Annotated in this window: 10 protein-coding genes and 1 pseudogene; 5 read left to right on the top strand and 6 right to left on the bottom strand. The window is 58.6% G+C overall.

The features are described 5' to 3' along the window. The first annotated feature begins 193 nt into the window (after positions 1-193). The 5 genes from modA to EC9_RS11095 all read left to right on the top strand — a co-directional run bounded on the left by modA (position 194) and on the right by EC9_RS11095 (position 9,089). Positions 194-1,720: a molybdate ABC transporter substrate-binding protein gene (gene modA / locus EC9_RS11115; protein WP_145345110.1), complete on the top strand. Its 1,527-nt coding sequence runs from the start codon at positions 194-196 to the stop codon at positions 1,718-1,720. Between the two features lie 43 nt (positions 1,721-1,763). Next, positions 1,764-2,621 carry an ABC transporter permease gene (locus tag EC9_RS11110; RefSeq protein ID WP_145345107.1) on the top strand — a complete coding sequence of 286 codons (858 nt, stop codon included), beginning with the start codon at positions 1,764-1,766 and terminating at the stop codon, positions 2,619-2,621. Further along, positions 2,618-3,271, top strand: coding sequence for an ABC transporter ATP-binding protein (locus tag EC9_RS11105; RefSeq protein ID WP_145345104.1), 654 nt, complete (start codon positions 2,618-2,620; stop codon positions 3,269-3,271). Before EC9_RS11110 ends, EC9_RS11105 begins: the two co-directional genes overlap by 4 nt. A gap of 335 nt (positions 3,272-3,606) precedes the next feature. Beyond that, on the top strand, positions 3,607-7,764 hold the full coding sequence (locus EC9_RS11100) for an outer membrane protein assembly factor BamB family protein (protein ID WP_218934732.1): 4,158 nt from the start codon (positions 3,607-3,609) through the stop codon (positions 7,762-7,764). Beyond that, the gene (locus tag EC9_RS11095; protein ID WP_145345098.1) at positions 7,761-9,089 is read left to right on the top strand and encodes a hypothetical protein; all 1,329 of its coding nucleotides are present in this window, start codon (positions 7,761-7,763) and stop codon (positions 9,087-9,089) included. Before EC9_RS11100 ends, EC9_RS11095 begins: the two co-directional genes overlap by 4 nt. 359 nt (positions 9,090-9,448) lie before the next feature. On the opposite strand, the gene EC9_RS11090 is transcribed toward EC9_RS11095, so the two are convergent. The 6 genes and pseudogenes from EC9_RS11090 to EC9_RS26470 all read right to left on the bottom strand — a co-directional run bounded on the left by EC9_RS11090 (position 9,449) and on the right by EC9_RS26470 (position 17,587). Beyond that, positions 9,449-9,646: a rhodanese-like domain-containing protein gene (locus EC9_RS11090; protein ID WP_145345095.1), complete on the bottom strand. Its 198-nt coding sequence runs from the start codon at positions 9,644-9,646 to the stop codon at positions 9,449-9,451. Positions 9,647-9,673: 27 nt separating this feature from the next. Next, positions 9,674-10,090: pseudogene (locus EC9_RS11085) on the bottom strand (ThiF family adenylyltransferase); the annotation flags it as partial. A 34-nt stretch (positions 10,091-10,124) separates the two neighbouring features. After that, positions 10,125-11,600, bottom strand: a complete 1,476-nt coding sequence (locus EC9_RS11080; RefSeq protein WP_218934731.1) for a BBP7 family outer membrane beta-barrel protein — start codon at positions 11,598-11,600, stop codon at positions 10,125-10,127. Between the two features lie 223 nt (positions 11,601-11,823). After that, complete coding sequence (locus tag EC9_RS11075) at positions 11,824-12,939, bottom strand: c-type cytochrome (protein ID WP_145345086.1); 1,116 nt, start codon at positions 12,937-12,939, stop codon at positions 11,824-11,826. 656 nt (positions 12,940-13,595) lie between these two features. Beyond that, on the bottom strand, positions 13,596-16,754 hold the full coding sequence (locus EC9_RS11070) for a PVC-type heme-binding CxxCH protein (protein ID WP_218934730.1): 3,159 nt from the start codon (positions 16,752-16,754) through the stop codon (positions 13,596-13,598). Positions 16,755-16,843: 89 nt separating this feature from the next. After that, the gene (locus tag EC9_RS26470) at positions 16,844-17,587 is read right to left on the bottom strand and encodes a 3-keto-disaccharide hydrolase (RefSeq protein WP_218934729.1); all 744 of its coding nucleotides are present in this window, start codon (positions 17,585-17,587) and stop codon (positions 16,844-16,846) included. Positions 17,588-17,593 lie beyond the last annotated feature (6 nt).

Below are 17,593 nucleotides of genomic sequence, written 5' to 3'. Positions count from 1 at the left end.
CGACGCTGTTTTGGGAGGCGTTGCTGACTCGACGGTTCAACGCACCGCAAGCCGACGCTCAACCGCTGATTCGTTCACGGTAGATCTGATTTGTTAGGATTGGATTGCGGTACGTTGATGCCCTATCGCTGGATCGATATAGTCATCATCCCCCGGTTCAACAACGACGCCCCTGAAGAGGAAGGCTCCGTGTATGTCGAAAACCGCCTTTGCGATGTTGGGATCGGTTGCCTTGGTCGCTGTTCTGGTCTGGCTGATGGTTGCCGACGGAGCTTCGAATCGCAACGCGCCCGCTTCCGCATCCACTTCGGCTGACCCTGCGTCGTCCGCGTCGGACGGTTTGCACATCTATTGTGCGGCCAGCAACCAAGCGGTGCTCGAACCGATCCGGCACGCATACGAACAACTGACCGGCATTGCGATCAGCGTTCAATACGGTCCCTCGCAAACCTTGCTCGCCCAATCGGAACTGACCGGCAGAGGTGACCTGTATCTGCCCGCCGACGAGAGTTATCTAGCGACGGCAAGCGAGCGCGGCCTGGTTGCCGAGATCCTGCCTCTTGCGACGATGCAAGCCGGACTTGTCGTAAAGCGAGGAAATCCCAAGGGGATCGATGACCTGCAAGCACTTCTTGCCGATGACGTTCGTCTGGTGCAAGCGAATCCCGATGCCGCGGCGGTTGGCAAGATCACGCGTGAACTGTTGACGCAAGCTGGCACCTGGGAAGCGGTCGCCGCGGCAACCACTGCGTTCCGCGGAACGGTCACCGAGGTGACCAACGATGTTCAGGTGGGGGCTGCCGATGCTGGGATCGTCTACGATGCGGTCCTCCATCCCTACCCCGATCTCGAATTTGTCGAGATCGAGGCGCTCCGCGAGGCGACATCCAAGGTATCGCTTGGAGTGTTGCAGTCGTCGCAAGAACCAGCCAAGTCGCTACACTTTGCACGTTTTGTCGCAGCGAGGGACCAGGGTTTAAAGGTCTACGCCGAACATGGCTTCCGCGTGGCAGCGGGGGATCCATGGGCAGAGGTCCCCGAACTTTCGATCTTTGCAGGGTCGATGCTTCGCCCGGCGATCGAAGAGACGATCGTTGCGTTTGAAGAGCGCGAAGGAGTCCTCGTCTCGCGAGTCTACAACGGATGTGGGATCTTGGTTGCCCAGATGCAAGCCGGTCAACAACCCGACGCATATTTCGCCTGCGATGTCGAATTCATGAATCAAGTGCAAGACATCTTTCCCGATCCGGTCGACGTGTCGCAGAACGAACTTGTAATTCTTGTCCCCAAGGGGAACCCTCGAAAAATCGCGACGCTCGCCGATCTGCGGCAACCCGATTTGCGGGTTGGGATCGGGCACGAAAAGCAATGTGCGATGGGCTGGATTACGCAGAACGTCTTTCGCGAATCGGGGATGCAACGCGAACTGATGTCGAACGTCACGGTCCAGACTCCCACCGGCGATATGTTGGTCAACCAGCTGCGGACCGGATCGCTCGACGCGGCGGTCGTCTATTTGAGCAACGCCGCCGGATCGGCGGAACATTTTGATGCGGTGCAGATTCAAGGCATTCCCTGTTCGACGGCGACGCAACCTTGGGCTGTCGCAAAAGGTTCCCACTACCCGCAGCTCGCCAGCCGGCTGTTTGAAATGTTGATTTCGTCCGACAGCCAAGCCATATTTACGGCGGAAGGCTTCCGTTGGAAAAAGGGTCTCTAACAGAGCTCCCACGATAGCGTCTGCATTAGGTTGATTTGTGCCCATGACTCTCCAACGTACTCGCTTTCGCCGGTTGAGAGATGTCGTCTTCTATTTTGTCGTCGCGGGACTGTCGGCGAATTTCATTCTGCTGATCGTGTTGCTGTTGGTCGCCGACCTGATGTTTACGTCCCCGGCCGAATTTGTCGCAGCGTTAAAGAAGCCGGAGATTCAATCCGCCTTTCGCTTGACGATGACCAGCTGCTCGATTGCGGCGGTGCTGTCGCTGTGGATCGCAACGCCCCTTGGATACGCCCTTGCGCGCTACCGATTTCCTGGCCGCGCGGTGATCGACACGATCGTCGATATTCCGATCGTGCTGCCGCCGTTGGTTCTGGGACTGAGTCTATTGATTCTGTTCCACCAGCCGTTTCCATTTTCGCAGTGGCTCTTCCCCGGATCGGCTTGGCGGCTGGAAAACTGGTTGCAGGAATCGCTTGGTTTTCAGGTGACGTTTCGCTGGCCGGCGGTGATCTTGGCTCAGTTTGCCGTCGCGTGTGCGTTTGCCGTCCGAACGATGCGCGTGACGTTTGACCAGATCGACCCGCGAGCCGAAGACGTCGCCAGGACTCTCGGTTGCACGCGCGGCCAAGCGTTTGTGTATGTCGCGCTGCCACAAGCTTGGCGGGGAATGATCGCCGCCGGAACAATCGCCTGGGCTCGGGCGCTTGGCGAATTTGGCCCGATCCTTGTCTTCGCGGGGTCGACGCGGTTCCGAACCGAGGTCCTTTCGACAACCGTCTTTTTGGAATTGAGCGTCGGGCAATTGGATGCCGCCGTTGCCGTGTCGTTGTTGATGGTCGCGATGGCGATCATCGTCTTGGTGACGCTGCGTTGGATCGGTGCGGGGCTGTCGACATGATCAAGATCGAAGACGCAACCATCGCGGCCGGATCGTTTTCACTGCGTGGGCTCAACCTTCACGTAGAGAGGGGCGAATACGCCGTGGTGATGGGCAAGACGGGGATCGGCAAGACGACGATCCTTGAATCGATCTGCGGTTTGAGAAAGCTGCGCAGGGGGACGATCAAGATCGCCGACGTCGATGTAACCCGATGGTCCGCCGCGGATCGCAACGTCGGATACGTGCCGCAAGATCTCGCCCTGTTCCCCACGATGACCGTCCGCCAGCACTTGCAATTTGCGATGTGGCTGCGCAAAACCGACACCACAAAAATGGAGCAACGCGTCACCGAGATCGCAGGACTTTTGCAGATCGCGTCGCTGTTGGACCGTAGCGTTCGAGGCCTCAGCGGCGGCGAAGCTCAACGCGTGGCGCTCGGACGGGCGCTCACGTATGGCCCCTCGGTCCTGCTGCTCGACGAACCACTCAGCGCCCTCGATGCCGATACGCGACTTGCCGCGCAATCGATGTTGCGAGAGATCAACCGTCAAACCGGTGTCACCGTGTTGCATGTAACGCACAGCCAAGCCGAGGCGCAGTCGCTGGCCGACCGGTGGTTTTGTATCGCAAACGACGCCGGAGCGGCAAACGTGCAGGTGAGTACGTGAAGCCGATGTGTGCTCCGCTGGCCTTGTGTTCCCAATGGCGAGACTTGCCAAACTGAAGGGCACCCCATTGGACGACGAAACTTCCTCCGTTCCTCTCGATGGCGACAACCAACAAGTGGTTTACAGATGTTAAAAAAATTGACTTGTATCCTCCCCTGACAACTTCCAATCGACCTTCCGCTGTGGTTGAACCGGCAGCCCGCCAAACTTGTTTTTTGGCGGGTGGTCGCTTGATGGTTGCGTTGACCGATTCATCGCGTTTCCCGATTTACTGGAGCCCGTTCGTGATAAAAGCTTCACTCCTGGCCGTTCTCGTCCAGCTGACCCTTTGTGCGGTGTCGCAAGTTCGTGCCGACGACTGGACAACCTACCGCCACGACCAACGCCGCAGCGGCGTGACGAGCGAAGCGTTGCAGGTGGATCGGTTGTCGATGGTTTGGCAGTGGCAGTCGCCGTTGCCTCCGGCATCCGCCTGGCCCGACGCGGCGCGTTGGGACGCCTATTCAAAGGTCGAAGGGCTGCGATCGATGCGCGACTACGATTCCGCGTTTCAACCGGTCATCGCTGCTGGAAAGTTGCTTGTCGGAAGCAACGCCGACGACAGCTTGCGTTGCTTCGATCTATCGACCGGTGAAATGCAGTGGATCGTGACGGTGGGAGGCCCAATTCGCGTCGCACCGACCATTGTCGACGGGCTCGCATGTTTCGGATCCGACGACGGATCCGTCTACGCTGTCGAGATCGAAACCGGAACGATCGCCTGGAAGCGTCGGTTGGTGGATACCGAATATTTTGTCAACGATGGCCGACTATGTTCATTCCAACCGGTTCGGACGGGGGTGCTGTACGACGCTGCGGCGTCGACGTTGCTCGCCGGATCGGGGCTGTTTCCTTGGCAGCCTTCGCATCTGTTTTCGCTAAAACTTGAAACTGGAGAGATCGTATCGCATCAAAAGTTGGGAAAGGGATGGACGATCGAGGGACCAATGCTGTTGGGCGAGAAGCACATAATCTCGCCTCAGGGCCGAGCCCAACCGCGGTTGTTCACTCGCGCCGATGGCGCTCCGGCGGGTGAACTCGGCGGTGGCGGAGGAACGTTTGCGCTGTTGACCGAGCAGGGGGAGGTGTTGCACGGACCGGGCAATAAGGCGGGTTGGTTGACCGCGTCGCACGCCGAATCACGCGAGAAGTTCGCCAGTTTTGAAAATGGGATTTCGATGGTCGTCGATCGCGAAACAGCTTTTCTGCTCGATCCAACCGGAGTCACGGCGCTCGACCGAGTGCGGAATCGTCCAATCTGGAAGGTGGCGTTGCGAGCGGGAGAGGAGTTGATCCTTGCCGGTTCCACCGTGCTGGTCGGAAGCGACGGATATGTGGCGGCTCTTTCTGCAACCGACGGTCACCTGTTGTGGGCAAGCGCGATCGCTGGCCGAGGGCGCGGTCTAGCGGTTGCTAATGGCCACCTGGTGGTGAGCACCGACCGCGGGGAGATCTCCGTTTTTCGAGACGTCGAATCGGAACCGACGGGCGATCTCGATAGCTGGATCGCACTCAGCGGCTACGACCAATTGCCTATTTCCAACGAGCCACCCGCCGCGACAAACGCTGCAGCACCTCAGCCTTGGCCGGCGGAATATGACCTGTTGGAACGCTGGACCTTGCAAAACACCAACCTCCAACAAGAGACAGATTCCCCCACCACGATTCCTTCGCTGCTTCCTGGTGGACATGATTTCGAATTGCCCGCGGGCAGCCGGTTCATCGAATTGGGTGAGCAACATGCACTTGTGTTGGAGCAAACGATCGACGCTCAGGTCGTCAAAGACTTTCGGGAAATTCAGCCTCCACGCGATGCATTGACGGCGACCGCAACGGTCCGTATCGACACGGGACAACCTTGGGGCGGGCTGATCTCCATCGCTCAAGACAACGGTTCTTATGAACGCGGTTGGATTCTCGGTTATCGCGACGACAAGTTTGGCTTTGCCGTCAGCGCCGAAGGGGGCGAAGACAAATTGAGCTGGGCGATCAACAGCAAACCGTTCCATCCGGGCCAATGGTACCACTTGGTAGGAACCTATGATGGCAACAAGACATGTCTGTACGTGAATGGCGAGTTGGTGGCGGAGCACAAAAATCAATCGGGGCCGATTGCTTATCCGGAGAAGGCTGCGTTTCAGTTGGCTTCGTATCGCGACGACGATGAACATTACTACAGCCAAGGCCGGCTGCATGAACTCGCGATGGGGAAGCGCGCCCTCGATGCCGACCAGGTGAAGCAGCTGTATAAGCTCGAATGCGATCAGCTAGACGATATCTTCCAACAACAATTCCAACTGCCGAAGACGCAGCAACACCAAGCGCCAATCCAGGGAGAAGACGCTTTTCAGCTGGACGGTCTCCAAATCGAATTCATCGCCCCGCGAACCGCCGCGGTCCAGTGGACTACCGATTCGGATGCGGCTTGTCGGGTGAAGATTCTCGCCGGTTCGGCGGTTGCTGAGTTGGACGCCCCCAACGCCGCGGACGCGACACCAGCCAAACATCGCCATCGCTGTTTGATCCACGATGTGGACCAACGAGAAGTTGTCCGGTTCTGCATCGAACAGCAGCAGGGAGCCGAGTGGCTGCAGTCGGCGAACTATCAATGCGACGGGCACTTCGACTACACCCGGCCCCAGCTTCGCGAACTCGAGATCGGCGAGACGTATACCGAAACGCTCGACTTCTTGGCGACATTACCGTGGGCGAATCCGCGGGGAATCGCCGCCGTCGTGCAAGACGACACGGACCTGCAAACCGCGGAAGCGTTGTGCATCGGGGGTGGACTGGACGTGGTCGTCTTTGTCACCGCCCCGAGCCTGATCGAACCGCTCCGCGAAAAATGGATCGCCCGCCAGTTCTACGGTCGGCCGATCAGCGTTCGCCTGCTATCGGACTTGAGCCAAGTTCCAAACGACTGCATCAACATCGCTTGGGTGGCCGGAAGCGAAGAAAACGGGGCGACAACGCAAGGGGATGACTGGCGGAGCGAGAGCTTTTCCGATCTGCAACGCGTGGTGACACCGCAAGGGTTCATTGTCGGCGACCGTCGTTTCACGAAGGGGCAGCCCAATACAGGTGCCTCCGCGCCGGCAGCTATCGCTAGCAATGACGACGCTCGGGGACTGACCGCCTATCACAAACCTCGGGCGGAAGGTGCCGCCGGCTGGACGCACATGTATGGTTTGGCAAACAACACCGCGTTTGCTGGCGAGACACTTTCCGGCGCTTCGCAGGTGGAACAACTGGAGGTTACATGGGCAGGGCGTCCCGGGCCGCGATACCAATCCGATCGCGGAAATCGCAAACCATCGCCGCTGGCAGCTGGCGGGCGGCTGTATCTGCAGGGGCACCACCGGCTGATCACGTTGGACTCTCACAACGGAACGATCTTGTGGGCGAAGGAGTTGTCCAAGATGGTGCGTTTTAACGTTCCACGCGACTGTTCCAATTGGTGCTGCGATGCCCAATCGATCTACGTTGCGACGGAGGATGTCTGCCTCAAGCTCGATGGAGCCACCGGAAAAACCTTGGCTGAGTTCACGGCGGAGCAGGGGAAGGCTCGCAAATTCGACTGGGGTTTTGTGGCTCGGCACGATGATCTGCTGGTCGGCAGCAGCGTCGCTCCCAACACCTCGTTCACCGGGTACTGGGGAGGTGAATATTGGTATGACGCCAAAGAGGGCGAACATGCCAAGAAGGTGGCGTCGGACATTTTGTTTGCCATCGACAGCGAAACCGGCAAGCGGCGGTGGCGTTACGACGACGCGTTAGTCGTCAACCCGACGATTTCGATTTCCGCCGGACGGATCATCTTTACCGAATGCCGGTCTCAAACGCTGCGACAACAGAGCAGTCGCCGATTGGATGGGCCAGAGCTTTGGGAGAATCTGTTTGTCGTGGCTCTCGATTTGCATACCGGCGAAAAGCTATGGGAATCGCCCGCCAAACCACTTCCGGGCGTCTCGGCAATGTATGGTGTGTCGACCGAGGATCAGTATCTGTTGCAGACAAGCAACGCCGGCGAGTTTGCGATGTATTCGCTCGATCTGGAAACGGGGGGAATGCAGTGGCGTGGAAAGTATGGCTGGGAGGCCGATCACCACGGAAAACATCTTTCGCGTCCCGCGGTATTGGGAGACAAAATCTTCCTGCGGCCGCTGACACTCGATCGGACCAGCGGCAAGGTGCTCGCGAAGGAGTTTCCTGCGGGGCACCAGTGCGGCACCTATACTTGTTCCAGCAATTCGTTGTTCCTGCGGGCTGGTAATCTCGCGATGTGGGATGGCGAATCGAGCGCCGCGACGCGATGGGATCGTCTGCGCCCCGATTGTTGGATTAGCACGATTCCAGCCGAAGGGATGCTGTTGTCGCCCGAAGGAGGCGGCGGCTGCTCGTGCGGCGGCTGGATCGAAACCTCCGTCGGCTTTGGACCAAGGATGACACCGTGAAACATCTGCTCCCCCTCATCACGATCATGCTGCTCGCGCCGGTTGCCGCCGCATGTAATTACACGGTTCGCGATATCGGGTTCGTCGAGTTCGAAGAACCGCGAATGCGGCTGGTGGTGCTGTTTGCTGAACATGTCGAAGAATCGCAGCTGCGGCAGATGCAACGCGACCTAAATCGTCAGGCGGGTGAACCGAATTGCCGAGCGTGGAATCTGCAACTTCAGTCGGGGACGGTCGCCAATCTGACCGCTCCCAGCGATGAACAGCGGGCATGGTCCAACAACACCGATTTGGATTGGTCCTGCTGGTTGGTTCGCAATGACGGCGCCGATCGCATGTTGAGCGAAGCGTCGTTGGATCTGCTGCCCAAATGGGAGCGGTTGCTCGCCGATCATCTTCAGTTTTCGCTCGCGTCGACCTATCGAGAGCGCGCTTTGCGTTCGTTCGCCAACATCGTGTTGTTCGAATCGACAAGCGACCAGGCGAACCAAATTGCCGAAGGGGTGATCGCTGAAGCGACCGCAGCATTGGACAAAGCGGCGAGCCTGCTGCCGCGGCCGATCGCAAATCCGATCCAAGTGATCCGCGTCGAAGCGAACCAACGCGATGAATACGAGACGCTAATGTGGACGTTGCACAGCCCGGAATCTCATCCCGATGAACCGATCGTTTGCACGCTCTACGGTCTCGGTCGCCTAGCCGGCCCAACGTTGCAGGGAGAGACGCTCGAGGTTCAAACGCTGTTGCCTCAGCTGGTCTTGGTGGGACAGTCATGCGAATGTGGTACCCGCAGAAACTGGGTCCAATATCCTCAGCTGCCGATCGCTTGGTCGAGCGACGCGTTAAACGATCTACCGCACGCTTTGGGTTTCGATCCCTCCAGTTCCCAGGTCATCGAAGAGGTGAAACGAATCATCCAGCGTGGACCTGTCACCCTTCCCAACGGTCGAGACGATGTTTCCGATGTAGTCCGATCGACGCTCTCATTGGGCAGCGGCAAAGATCCGGGCGAGCTGAGTGCCACCGTGATCCAAGGAGGAGGCTGGGATTTTGACACGCCAGAAACCGATGCCAAGGATCCGATAAGGCACGAGCCAAAGTTGGTTCCGATCCCAATGGGGCGTGCAGCGAACCAAGGGGTAGCCGACGCGAACGTCTCTTCCTCCGAGACAGGTAAAAGCTCGGCGGCCGCCGGCGATGAGACCTCGTCAGACAAGAAATCCGCGGTGGGACAAAGGACATGGCGGCTGTGGATTGCAATCCTCAGCGGGTCCCTTTGCGTCTACCTGGTGATCCGACGGCGCTTGCCTCAACCGAGCCGTTAGGAGCGATCACTCGCTGGCGCTTCGTGCTGGTATGGTGACGTCACCAGCTTAGCGAACCATACCAGCACGACGCGCAAGCGAGTGGTACTTACGAGCACGGCGAGCGAGTGGTGCTTACAAGCACGAAGCGCAAGCGAGTGATTCGACGACACTCATCTTGCAGTAAAGATCACTCGCTGGCGCTTCGTTCTGGTATGGTGACCTCACCAGCTTAGCGAACCATACCAGCACGACGCGCAAGCGAGTGGTACTTACGAGAACGACGGGGATACGAGTATCGCCGACTCTTGCCCTGCGAGAGATCACTCGCTGGCGCTTCGTGCTGGTATGGTGGTATGTTGGCTGCGAGGGTAAGGGGGCTAATACGTTGGCATCGATGAATCGATCCTCTGGGCCCAGGCGAGGATGCCGCCGTCGAGGCTGACGACATTCTCAAATCCGCTTCGCTGCAACAGTTCCACGGCGGTGACGCTGCGACCTCCCAGCTTGCAGTGGACGATTAACGGTTTGTCTCGCGGCAGTTCATCCAGTCGATCGGCCAACTGGCCAAGTGGCATCTGGTGCCCGCCGAGGTGACAAATTTGTTATTCGTTGGGTTCTCGGACGTCGAGCAAGAAGATCGACTCTCCCGCTGCCAGCCGCTGCTGCAGTGCTTCGACGGTCAGCAATGGAACCGATGAATCCGAGGCGGGCGACTGACACGCGTCGGAGTACTCTCCCGATAGACCGCGAATCGATGGTTCCAATCCACACGCGGGACAACTTGTGTTTCGCCGGCTGGAAAGCTCTCGAAACCGCATCTCCATCGCATCGATCATCAACAGCCGCCCTGAAAGCGTTGACTCGCTTTTCAAGATCACCTTGATCGCTTCGGTCGCCTGGATCGTCCTCACCAATCCTGGCAGCACGCCCAACACGCCTGCCGCGGCACAGTTCGGCGACAAGCCAGCCGGGAGCGGTTCGGGGAAGAGGCAGCGATAGCAGCGGCCGCCGGCATCGTTGAAGACCGACGCATGACGGCTGTTGTCCCCAACCTTAGTAGTGCCATGCGAGACCGAAGTTCAAAGCTTGGATCCAATACGACGTGTCGTCAAACTGCACCGTCGGATGGGTGGTCGGTACCGTGCTCAGATCCGTTGTCGTGGTGTCCAGGATGCCCGACGGCTGAACCACGTTGGTGAATAACTGGAAACTGTAGCCGATCGTCATATCGAGTCCCGGACGTAGGGCATATCCCAGCTTCAGGTCGAACTCGGGAGCGACCGAGAACTTGCTGCTGCTGGTGTCGCCGATGTTCGAATTGCGAGCGAAAAATCCTTCGTCCGATGGGACTGCGAGGCCGCCGCTGCTGCGAATCGTGTTGCCACGGATCGCTGCTTCGCGATGCATCGAACCGAAGCCAATTTTGGTCAGCATCGTCCATGACCAACAACCCTCGCGATAGAAGCTATCGAATCCAAAGGTCGCTCCATGGAACTCGTTCTTCGCTTGGAACGAATCGGTGATCTGCAAGCGTTGTCCGGCACGAGTGCCCCCATCGAGCCCTTCGGAATCGATCGAGAGGGTCAGTTGTTCGTTGATGCGAGCAGTTTGGTAACCCCAGAATGCGTCGACACGTCCGCCTAGTCCGGTACGCCATTTCTGTCGCAACAACGCGTCGCCACCATAAGCTTCGGATCGGGTTTGGATGTTCACGCTACCTATCGTTTCGCCCGGTTCGACAATCAAAAACGCATCGGCTTGGTCGTTCAATCCCGCGTTGTTAAACGGTACGGCAACAAAGGCGGCTGTCGTTTGGTCGGCTGAATAGTTGAACGTCTCGTCGCCAACAGCCCAGAAACGAACCAGAATCGATCGGCATTGGAAATCGTCCATCCATAGGCCCAGTTGAGCGCGGCCACCGGAGGTCATTTCGCCACGCGTCAGTCCGCCAACCAATGTCGTTGTCGAGCTTTGCCCCAGTTCGCCAGCGATACCCGTTGCGGTGCCGGCGGGACTGGTTGTGATCAATGGCGGCAGAGTTTGACCGCGACGCCAGTACATTGAATACTCGAGCGATCCGAACAAGCGTTGGCAAGGCATTCCGTAGCCGAAGCAGGGATTGCATGCCGCCGGACCGCAGCCGCCACAGGCTGGCGAACCGCAACCACAACCGCCACCCATCGAATCGCAGTAGCCGGCCGAATCGCAGTAGCCCGAACCCATCTCAAACGCGGCGGGGCCTTCGGACATCTCGATCACTTCATAATCGACTTGGCGAACGACTTCCGGTTGCGGTTCAGGGCGAACCATTGGTTGGCTGTCGCCCGCGTTGCGGTTGGGGCTGCTGAGCACCTTGGTCGGTGCCGCGGTTCCCGATTCCAAAACCGGCGGGTTGTAGGTCCCGCGAGTCACTTCGCGTTGCCGCGTTTGAGCGGTCGCAGCGGCGGAGAACAGGATCGCAACGCACATCACCCAGGTCAGCGATGCGAAGGCGAGATTCCGAGGAGAGCTGGTTTGGATGTTGGCCATCGGCATGATCATTCTGCATTGGCTGAAAGACTGATATTCTCGCGACGACAGCACACGGAGCGCATGTCGTCTGTATGGAGAAGTATCGGTAGTGCCGATAATGCAGGTTAAGCAAACCTGGTAGAATTTGCCGGTTACGACGTGTCTAACGCCGCTGGCCACGCGAACCTGGGGCTGCTAGCGATCGACCACTGCGGCGGCGATCGGCAAGCAAAACGCTTGTCTATTTGGTCAGCGTCAGCGTGTATTCGATCAGGTCGATCAATTGGGGAACCGTCATCAATCGCTGCAAATCCTGAGGCATCAGCGACTTTGCTTGCTTTTGGAACAGCTCGATATCATCGCGAGCCACCGTCTTGTCGATCCCTTCGGCGTTTCGCAGCGTCACCGCGGCATCGGTTTCGCTGACCAACAGCCCCGTCGTCGCATCGCCGTCGATCGTCAGCAGCGAATAGGTCTCAAAATTGTGGCTGACCGCCGCGCTGGGGTTTAAGACAGCGACATACATCGCTTCGCGCGACAGCTTGCTGCCGATCTCCGACAAATCGGGGCCAACCTCTTTCCCCTCGCCCTTGACCTTATGACAGTTGATACAGGTTCCCGATTTGCGAAACACGATCGCTCCGGCCACGGGATCGCCACGCTTTTGGATCAGTTCCGAAATCGGTGGCAGCGGTTGGCTGTCAGCCGTCGCCGGCAACTGAAGGTATTTGGCCGCCTCAGCGACAATCGTTTTGTCGTCCGAGGAGAGCAACGCGTTGGCAGCGGCGAAGTTCAGGTCGGCCGGCAGTTTGCCATCGGCAACGATCTTCAGCAACGCCCGCTGGCCATCGCTGCGACGCGCGATTCCGGCGACCGCCGCGGCGCGCAGCTCGGCCGACTTGTCCGACGCCGCGATCAGGGGCATCAGAATTTCCTGCGTCTTGGTTCCTCCAACGCGACCAATCAACGCGACCGCAGCGACCGCGTGCTCACTCGCTTCCGCCGAGATCGCATCGATCAACAGCTTCTGACGGTCCAGCTTGAACAGCAGTTCCGCCGCCCGCACGCCAGCGGTTTCGTCGGCGTGAGCGATCGCAAACTCGGTCAGCTCACCCGCGACGTCGGTTAACCCGAAGCGTTCGATCAGTTCAAAATATTGCTCCGTCCCCGGTTGGGATCGCAAATAGCGAAGCAGCGCTGCTTTGGCCGGTGCGGAGGATTCGATCTTAAAGTCTTTGATACGCAGCACCGTTTCAACAATCAATTTGTCGCGGGGGCTGAGTGAATTTCCCTCTTGCCCAAACGCAATCGCCCCGATAGCGAAACAAACGACGATCGACAGCGGAATACGAAACATAAACAGACCGTGTGGGAACGCGGGAAAACAAGGGGTCGGAGCCGGCAACGGCGCTAACGCGACAATAAATCCGATGCGCGATAAGAATGTTGGCGGTTTAGGAAGTTTACGGATGCAAGTGTACAACAAATGCGTCGCACGATAAACGAACAACTGGAATCGTTCATCCCAAAGCGGCAGCCGACACAACGAAAGATCTTAATGTCTGTTGAGCCTTGCTTTTTGTTGTTTGCCCGCAAGTCTGTGTCGCTAGTCCAATTGAACATGGTTTGAGGGATGCCAGGGTCCCGATATCGAAGGATGATCTGTTGCTTCAAACGTGCCAATCGTGAAGCTGCGCAGCTCGCGCTTGGTATCGTCGTTGTCGATCGGAATCGCTCCGTCGCCGAGTAGCACGCGCGACTTCCCAAAACGAAGCCGCGGGAGCGGCGGCCGCGTAGAGCCTGCGGCGCGAGCCGCAGGTCCGTGATGAAGCCGTACCCGCGCGAGCCCCGGGCAGGGGCGACAGATCCAAATTTGCTGTCGCCCCCAGCCGGGGCTTTGAGCAATCGATCGCGCGATGTGATCCTGCGGCTCGCGCCGCAGGCTTTATGCGATCGCCAGCTCCGCGGCTTTGAACTTACGTGCTGCCGAGCGCAGATGGGGGCAGGTTCCGCTTACAGTCCTAGCAGCTTCAACAGAGCCGCTTCTTTTTCTGGTCCCTCGTGGAAGTCGAAGGCGCGCATGTAGCGGGCTTGATCGGCTTCGCTGAGCTCTGGATCTTGCAAGATCTTGACCAGATAAGCGGTTGCCGCGGGAGCTCGCGAACGCCAGATGATGTCGCGTCCGGCGGGCGTGTTCCAATCGTCGCCAACCGCCTTGATCCACGCGTCGAAACAGGCATCGGCTTGCAGATCCGAACCGACTCCCAATGCTTCCAGGTACCAGCGGTCCTTGCCATCGTGTTGAGTCGCCAATTCGGCCCACATCGAAGGCACCTTTTCCGAGTTGCTCTCCCGCAGCGCGACTGCCAATTCGCGGCGGACCTGTGGCGAGGGATCGCGTAGCAGAGGAGCGACAAAATCTTCGAGCTCCAGATCCAATTGGCGGGCCAAGCGAACGCCCATCATGCGAACGTTGGGATCGGAATCTTCGATCGCTTGGGCAACCGTCTGCTTCCCTTGACCGTCGGTCTTGCCCAACAACCAGAGGGCGCGAGCGCGATAGATCGGATTTTTCGAAGCTGCCAACTTTTGCAGCTCGCTGTTCGCGTCGGTTCCCATCGCGTGCAGCGACTGCCACGCCATGTAGCGGACCGCGTAGTTGGGGTTCTTTAAAGCTTCGACAGCTCCCGGCGCCGTATCGAAATCGAACGTCGGAACCTTATAAGACGCATCGTGTTTGATCGGAGTGATGCGGAACAAACGCCCGCGATCGAGATCGCCCATGCCGTGTCCGCCGACGCCTGGATCGTACCAGTCGGCGATGACAAGCGACCCGTCGGGAGCGACTTTCACGTCGGAGGGGCGGAACCACTTGTCCTGCGATCCGGTCAAGATCTCGCGAATCTTCGCCGTGTAGCCAGCTTTGTCGTCGCTGACGATATAAGCTCGGCAAACGTTGGGGCCGGCATCGCAGTGCAGCAGATGTCCGGTGAACATCGGCAACAGATCCCCTTCGTAAACGGTGATCCCCGTCGGCGAACCGGCTCCCGTTTGAAGCAGGTTGGGGACGACGCCCGGATCGTTCAGATGCCAGTGGCGAAGCGGCACGTCGGTGTGCATCCCGGTTCGGTCGGCTTTCCAACCCGCACCGGTCTTTTCGTCTTTGTAGCCATAGTTGCCGTACTCCATCACATAATTGATGCGGACCGCTTTGTTGCCATCGTCGTCGTTGTCCGATTGCCAGATCCCGCCGTAAGAATCGACAGTGACCATCCAATTGTTGCGGAAGTTCCAGCCGAGGGTTTCCAGCTCGCTGCCGTCGAGATTGCAACGGAAGACCATTCCTTCCTGGTACGGTTTGCGTCGCGCCGCGACTTCGTTCCCCGCCGCGTCGACGATCGGTTTACCATCCTTATCCTTCAGCTGCCCACCGGCGTTGCCAAAGTTGAAGTAGAGCTTGCCATCGGGGCCAAAGGTGAAGGCGTGGATTCCATGATCGTGTTGCGACCCGGAGATGCCGCTGAACAGCACCTCTTTTTGATCCGCCTTGTCGTCGCCATCCGAATCGGTGAGCAGGAACACCTTGTCGCCGGCCGAGACGATTGCTTTGTTGCCCAACACGCAGACGCCGTGCGGCGAATCGATGTCGTCCCCTTGATAGAAGACCTTCTCGGTGTCGGCCATCCCGTCGCCATCGGTATCTTCCAGGATCAGGATCCGATCCCCTTCGGGTCGCTTGCCTTTGTGTTTGCGGTAGTTGACGATTTCGCAAACCCAAACACGGCCCCGGTGATCGATATCGATATTCGAAGGGCTCAACAGTTGCGGTTCGGCGGCAAATACACTGGCTGCCAAATCGCCTCCGACATCCAAACCATCTAACGCTTCGCGCGCTTCCCGCGATCCGCCACCGGAAACTTCCAGCGTCGGCATTTTGTCGTAGACCGCAAAACGGACTTCGGCGCTGCCGCCGCACGATCCCTGATCGGTTCCGCCGTTGTCCAGACCGCCGCGAGCGACAAACCGGTCGTAGCCGGCGGGCAGATCAAATCCGATCACCGACGGCGCGTGGGTGCCGATTCCGTAGGGAACCGCTTTGCCATCGATTCGCAGCGGTCCACCGCCAGCGTTTTTACCGACGCGAACCTGGCCAAAGCCCGACGAAGCGTGCTTCCACTTCAGATCGGTCAATTTCATTTCCCCGGCGGGGCCCACCAATCGCGGCTCCGCCCAATCGGCCCAATCGCAACTGTAGCCGTTGCCGCCGTCGGTGACTGCCAAGAAGAGCTGCTTTGCATCTCCCAACGGCACATCGATCGCGACCGAAATTCCCGGCGTTTTCTTGTTCACCGGATCACTTAGGAACAGACGCTTTGCGTCGGACTTCGGCTTGGTCGCCACCTCGCGGTCGACGACCGTTCGCATGATCTTCTTCCCCTTCTTTTCCTTTTTGGCAATCGACGGATTGGGCTCGTCCTGATTGGCTTCCAGCTGTTCTTGAGTCGGATCCTCGGTCGAAACACCCGCCGCCGGGACCTCGCCGTGCGCGGTCCAGACGATGGCGTTGAGCATCACTTTGCGGAAATTGGGATCAGCCCAGTTCCAGTGGAAATGCCCGCCGGTGAAGCCAAAACCGCGTCCGCCGCCATCGCGCTGGGCCGCCCAAGCCATGTGTTGAATCTCGCCGTTGGCGACAGCTTTGCGAACCGCCGGGTTGCCGCTGTGCGGACCATCGGGACGACGCATCGTGTCTTCGGGGGGATGTGCGGAGAGGATCGGCGTTACGCCATCCATGCCGTCGCGAAACCGCATGTGGAAGTACCACTCATCGTTGATTTCAAACGGCTGCACGCCGCGGCTGATCGGATGGTCGGGGAAGATTTCGTATTTCGCAACCCAGTGTGGATTGACCGACCAATTGGCTTCGAAATAACCGCCGATCCAATCCAAGAAAGCATCGCCTGGCTTGCCCGCCAAGGTCTCCACGCCGTAGTGGATACAGACCAAACCGGCACCGGCTTTCATCAGCGGTGCCAGTTCGTCGATGTGAGGATTCAGCAGATGCCGACCGCCACCGTCGCAATAGACGACGATCGTGTCGGCATCTTGAAGCGCTTCGGTTCCCGCTTCGGGCCAGCCGTTTTGGATCACTTCGGCGGTGTAGTCTGGCATCGCTTCGGTCAAAGCGTTGGCCAACAAGCGACAGCCGGCATAGTGTTCGTGCGAACCATAGCCGTGGCTCGGCTTACCCGCGATGAAGACTATCTTTTTTTTTTAGCTGCGTCGTCGGTGGCTGCTGGCAGTCGCTTCAAGCGAATGTTGCGGAACTGGACCTTCATCGGCGGACCGGCGTGCAGTTGCAACGCCAGGATGCCGCTGGCGCGACGTTCCTTGGTGTCGTTGTCGGTACATTCGGCGGTGGGAACGCCGTTGATCTTGTGAGCGAACTCAAAGCCCTTGGCGGTGATCGTGTAGGTGTTCCAGTCTTCCTTTTTGATCTTCGACTGGATCGTCTTCGAATCGCCCACCGATCCGACGACGTTCACCTTGAACTTGCCATCGTTGCGGACCAGTTCGGTTTTCTGGCCGCGATTGGCCAGGATGCCGCGGAACTTTTCGCCGTACAAAATTCCCGAGTAGGTGTCGCCGGATTCGAAGTCACCTTGGTAACCGCCGACGACCCACTTTTTCTTCTCGGGATCGACTTCAAAACTGCGGTACTGGATCCCCGAATTGCCACCGATCAGCTTGTATTCCAGCTGCAGTTCAAAATCGCCAACTTCCCCGCCGCGATAGATCAGAAACGTGTTTCCCTTGGTTGGATTATCCGCGGTCGTTTGACCGGTGATCATTCCATCTTCGACGCTCCAAAAGACGGGATTTCCGTCCCAGTTGTCGAGGGTCTTGCCATCGAAGAGGGAAATGAAACCATCCTCTTCGGCGTGTGCTGCCGCGAGCGGAAGCAGTGTCAGGGCGAACAGGCAAAGCAGGCTGAGTGTACGCATACCAGC

Origin of the sequence: Rosistilla ulvae (assembly GCF_007741475.1) — a bacterium.
GTDB lineage: Bacteria > Planctomycetota > Planctomycetia > Pirellulales > Pirellulaceae > Rosistilla > Rosistilla ulvae.
The sequence above is the reverse complement of the archived record's forward strand: the minus strand, read 5'-3'. Positions and strand labels throughout refer to the sequence as shown.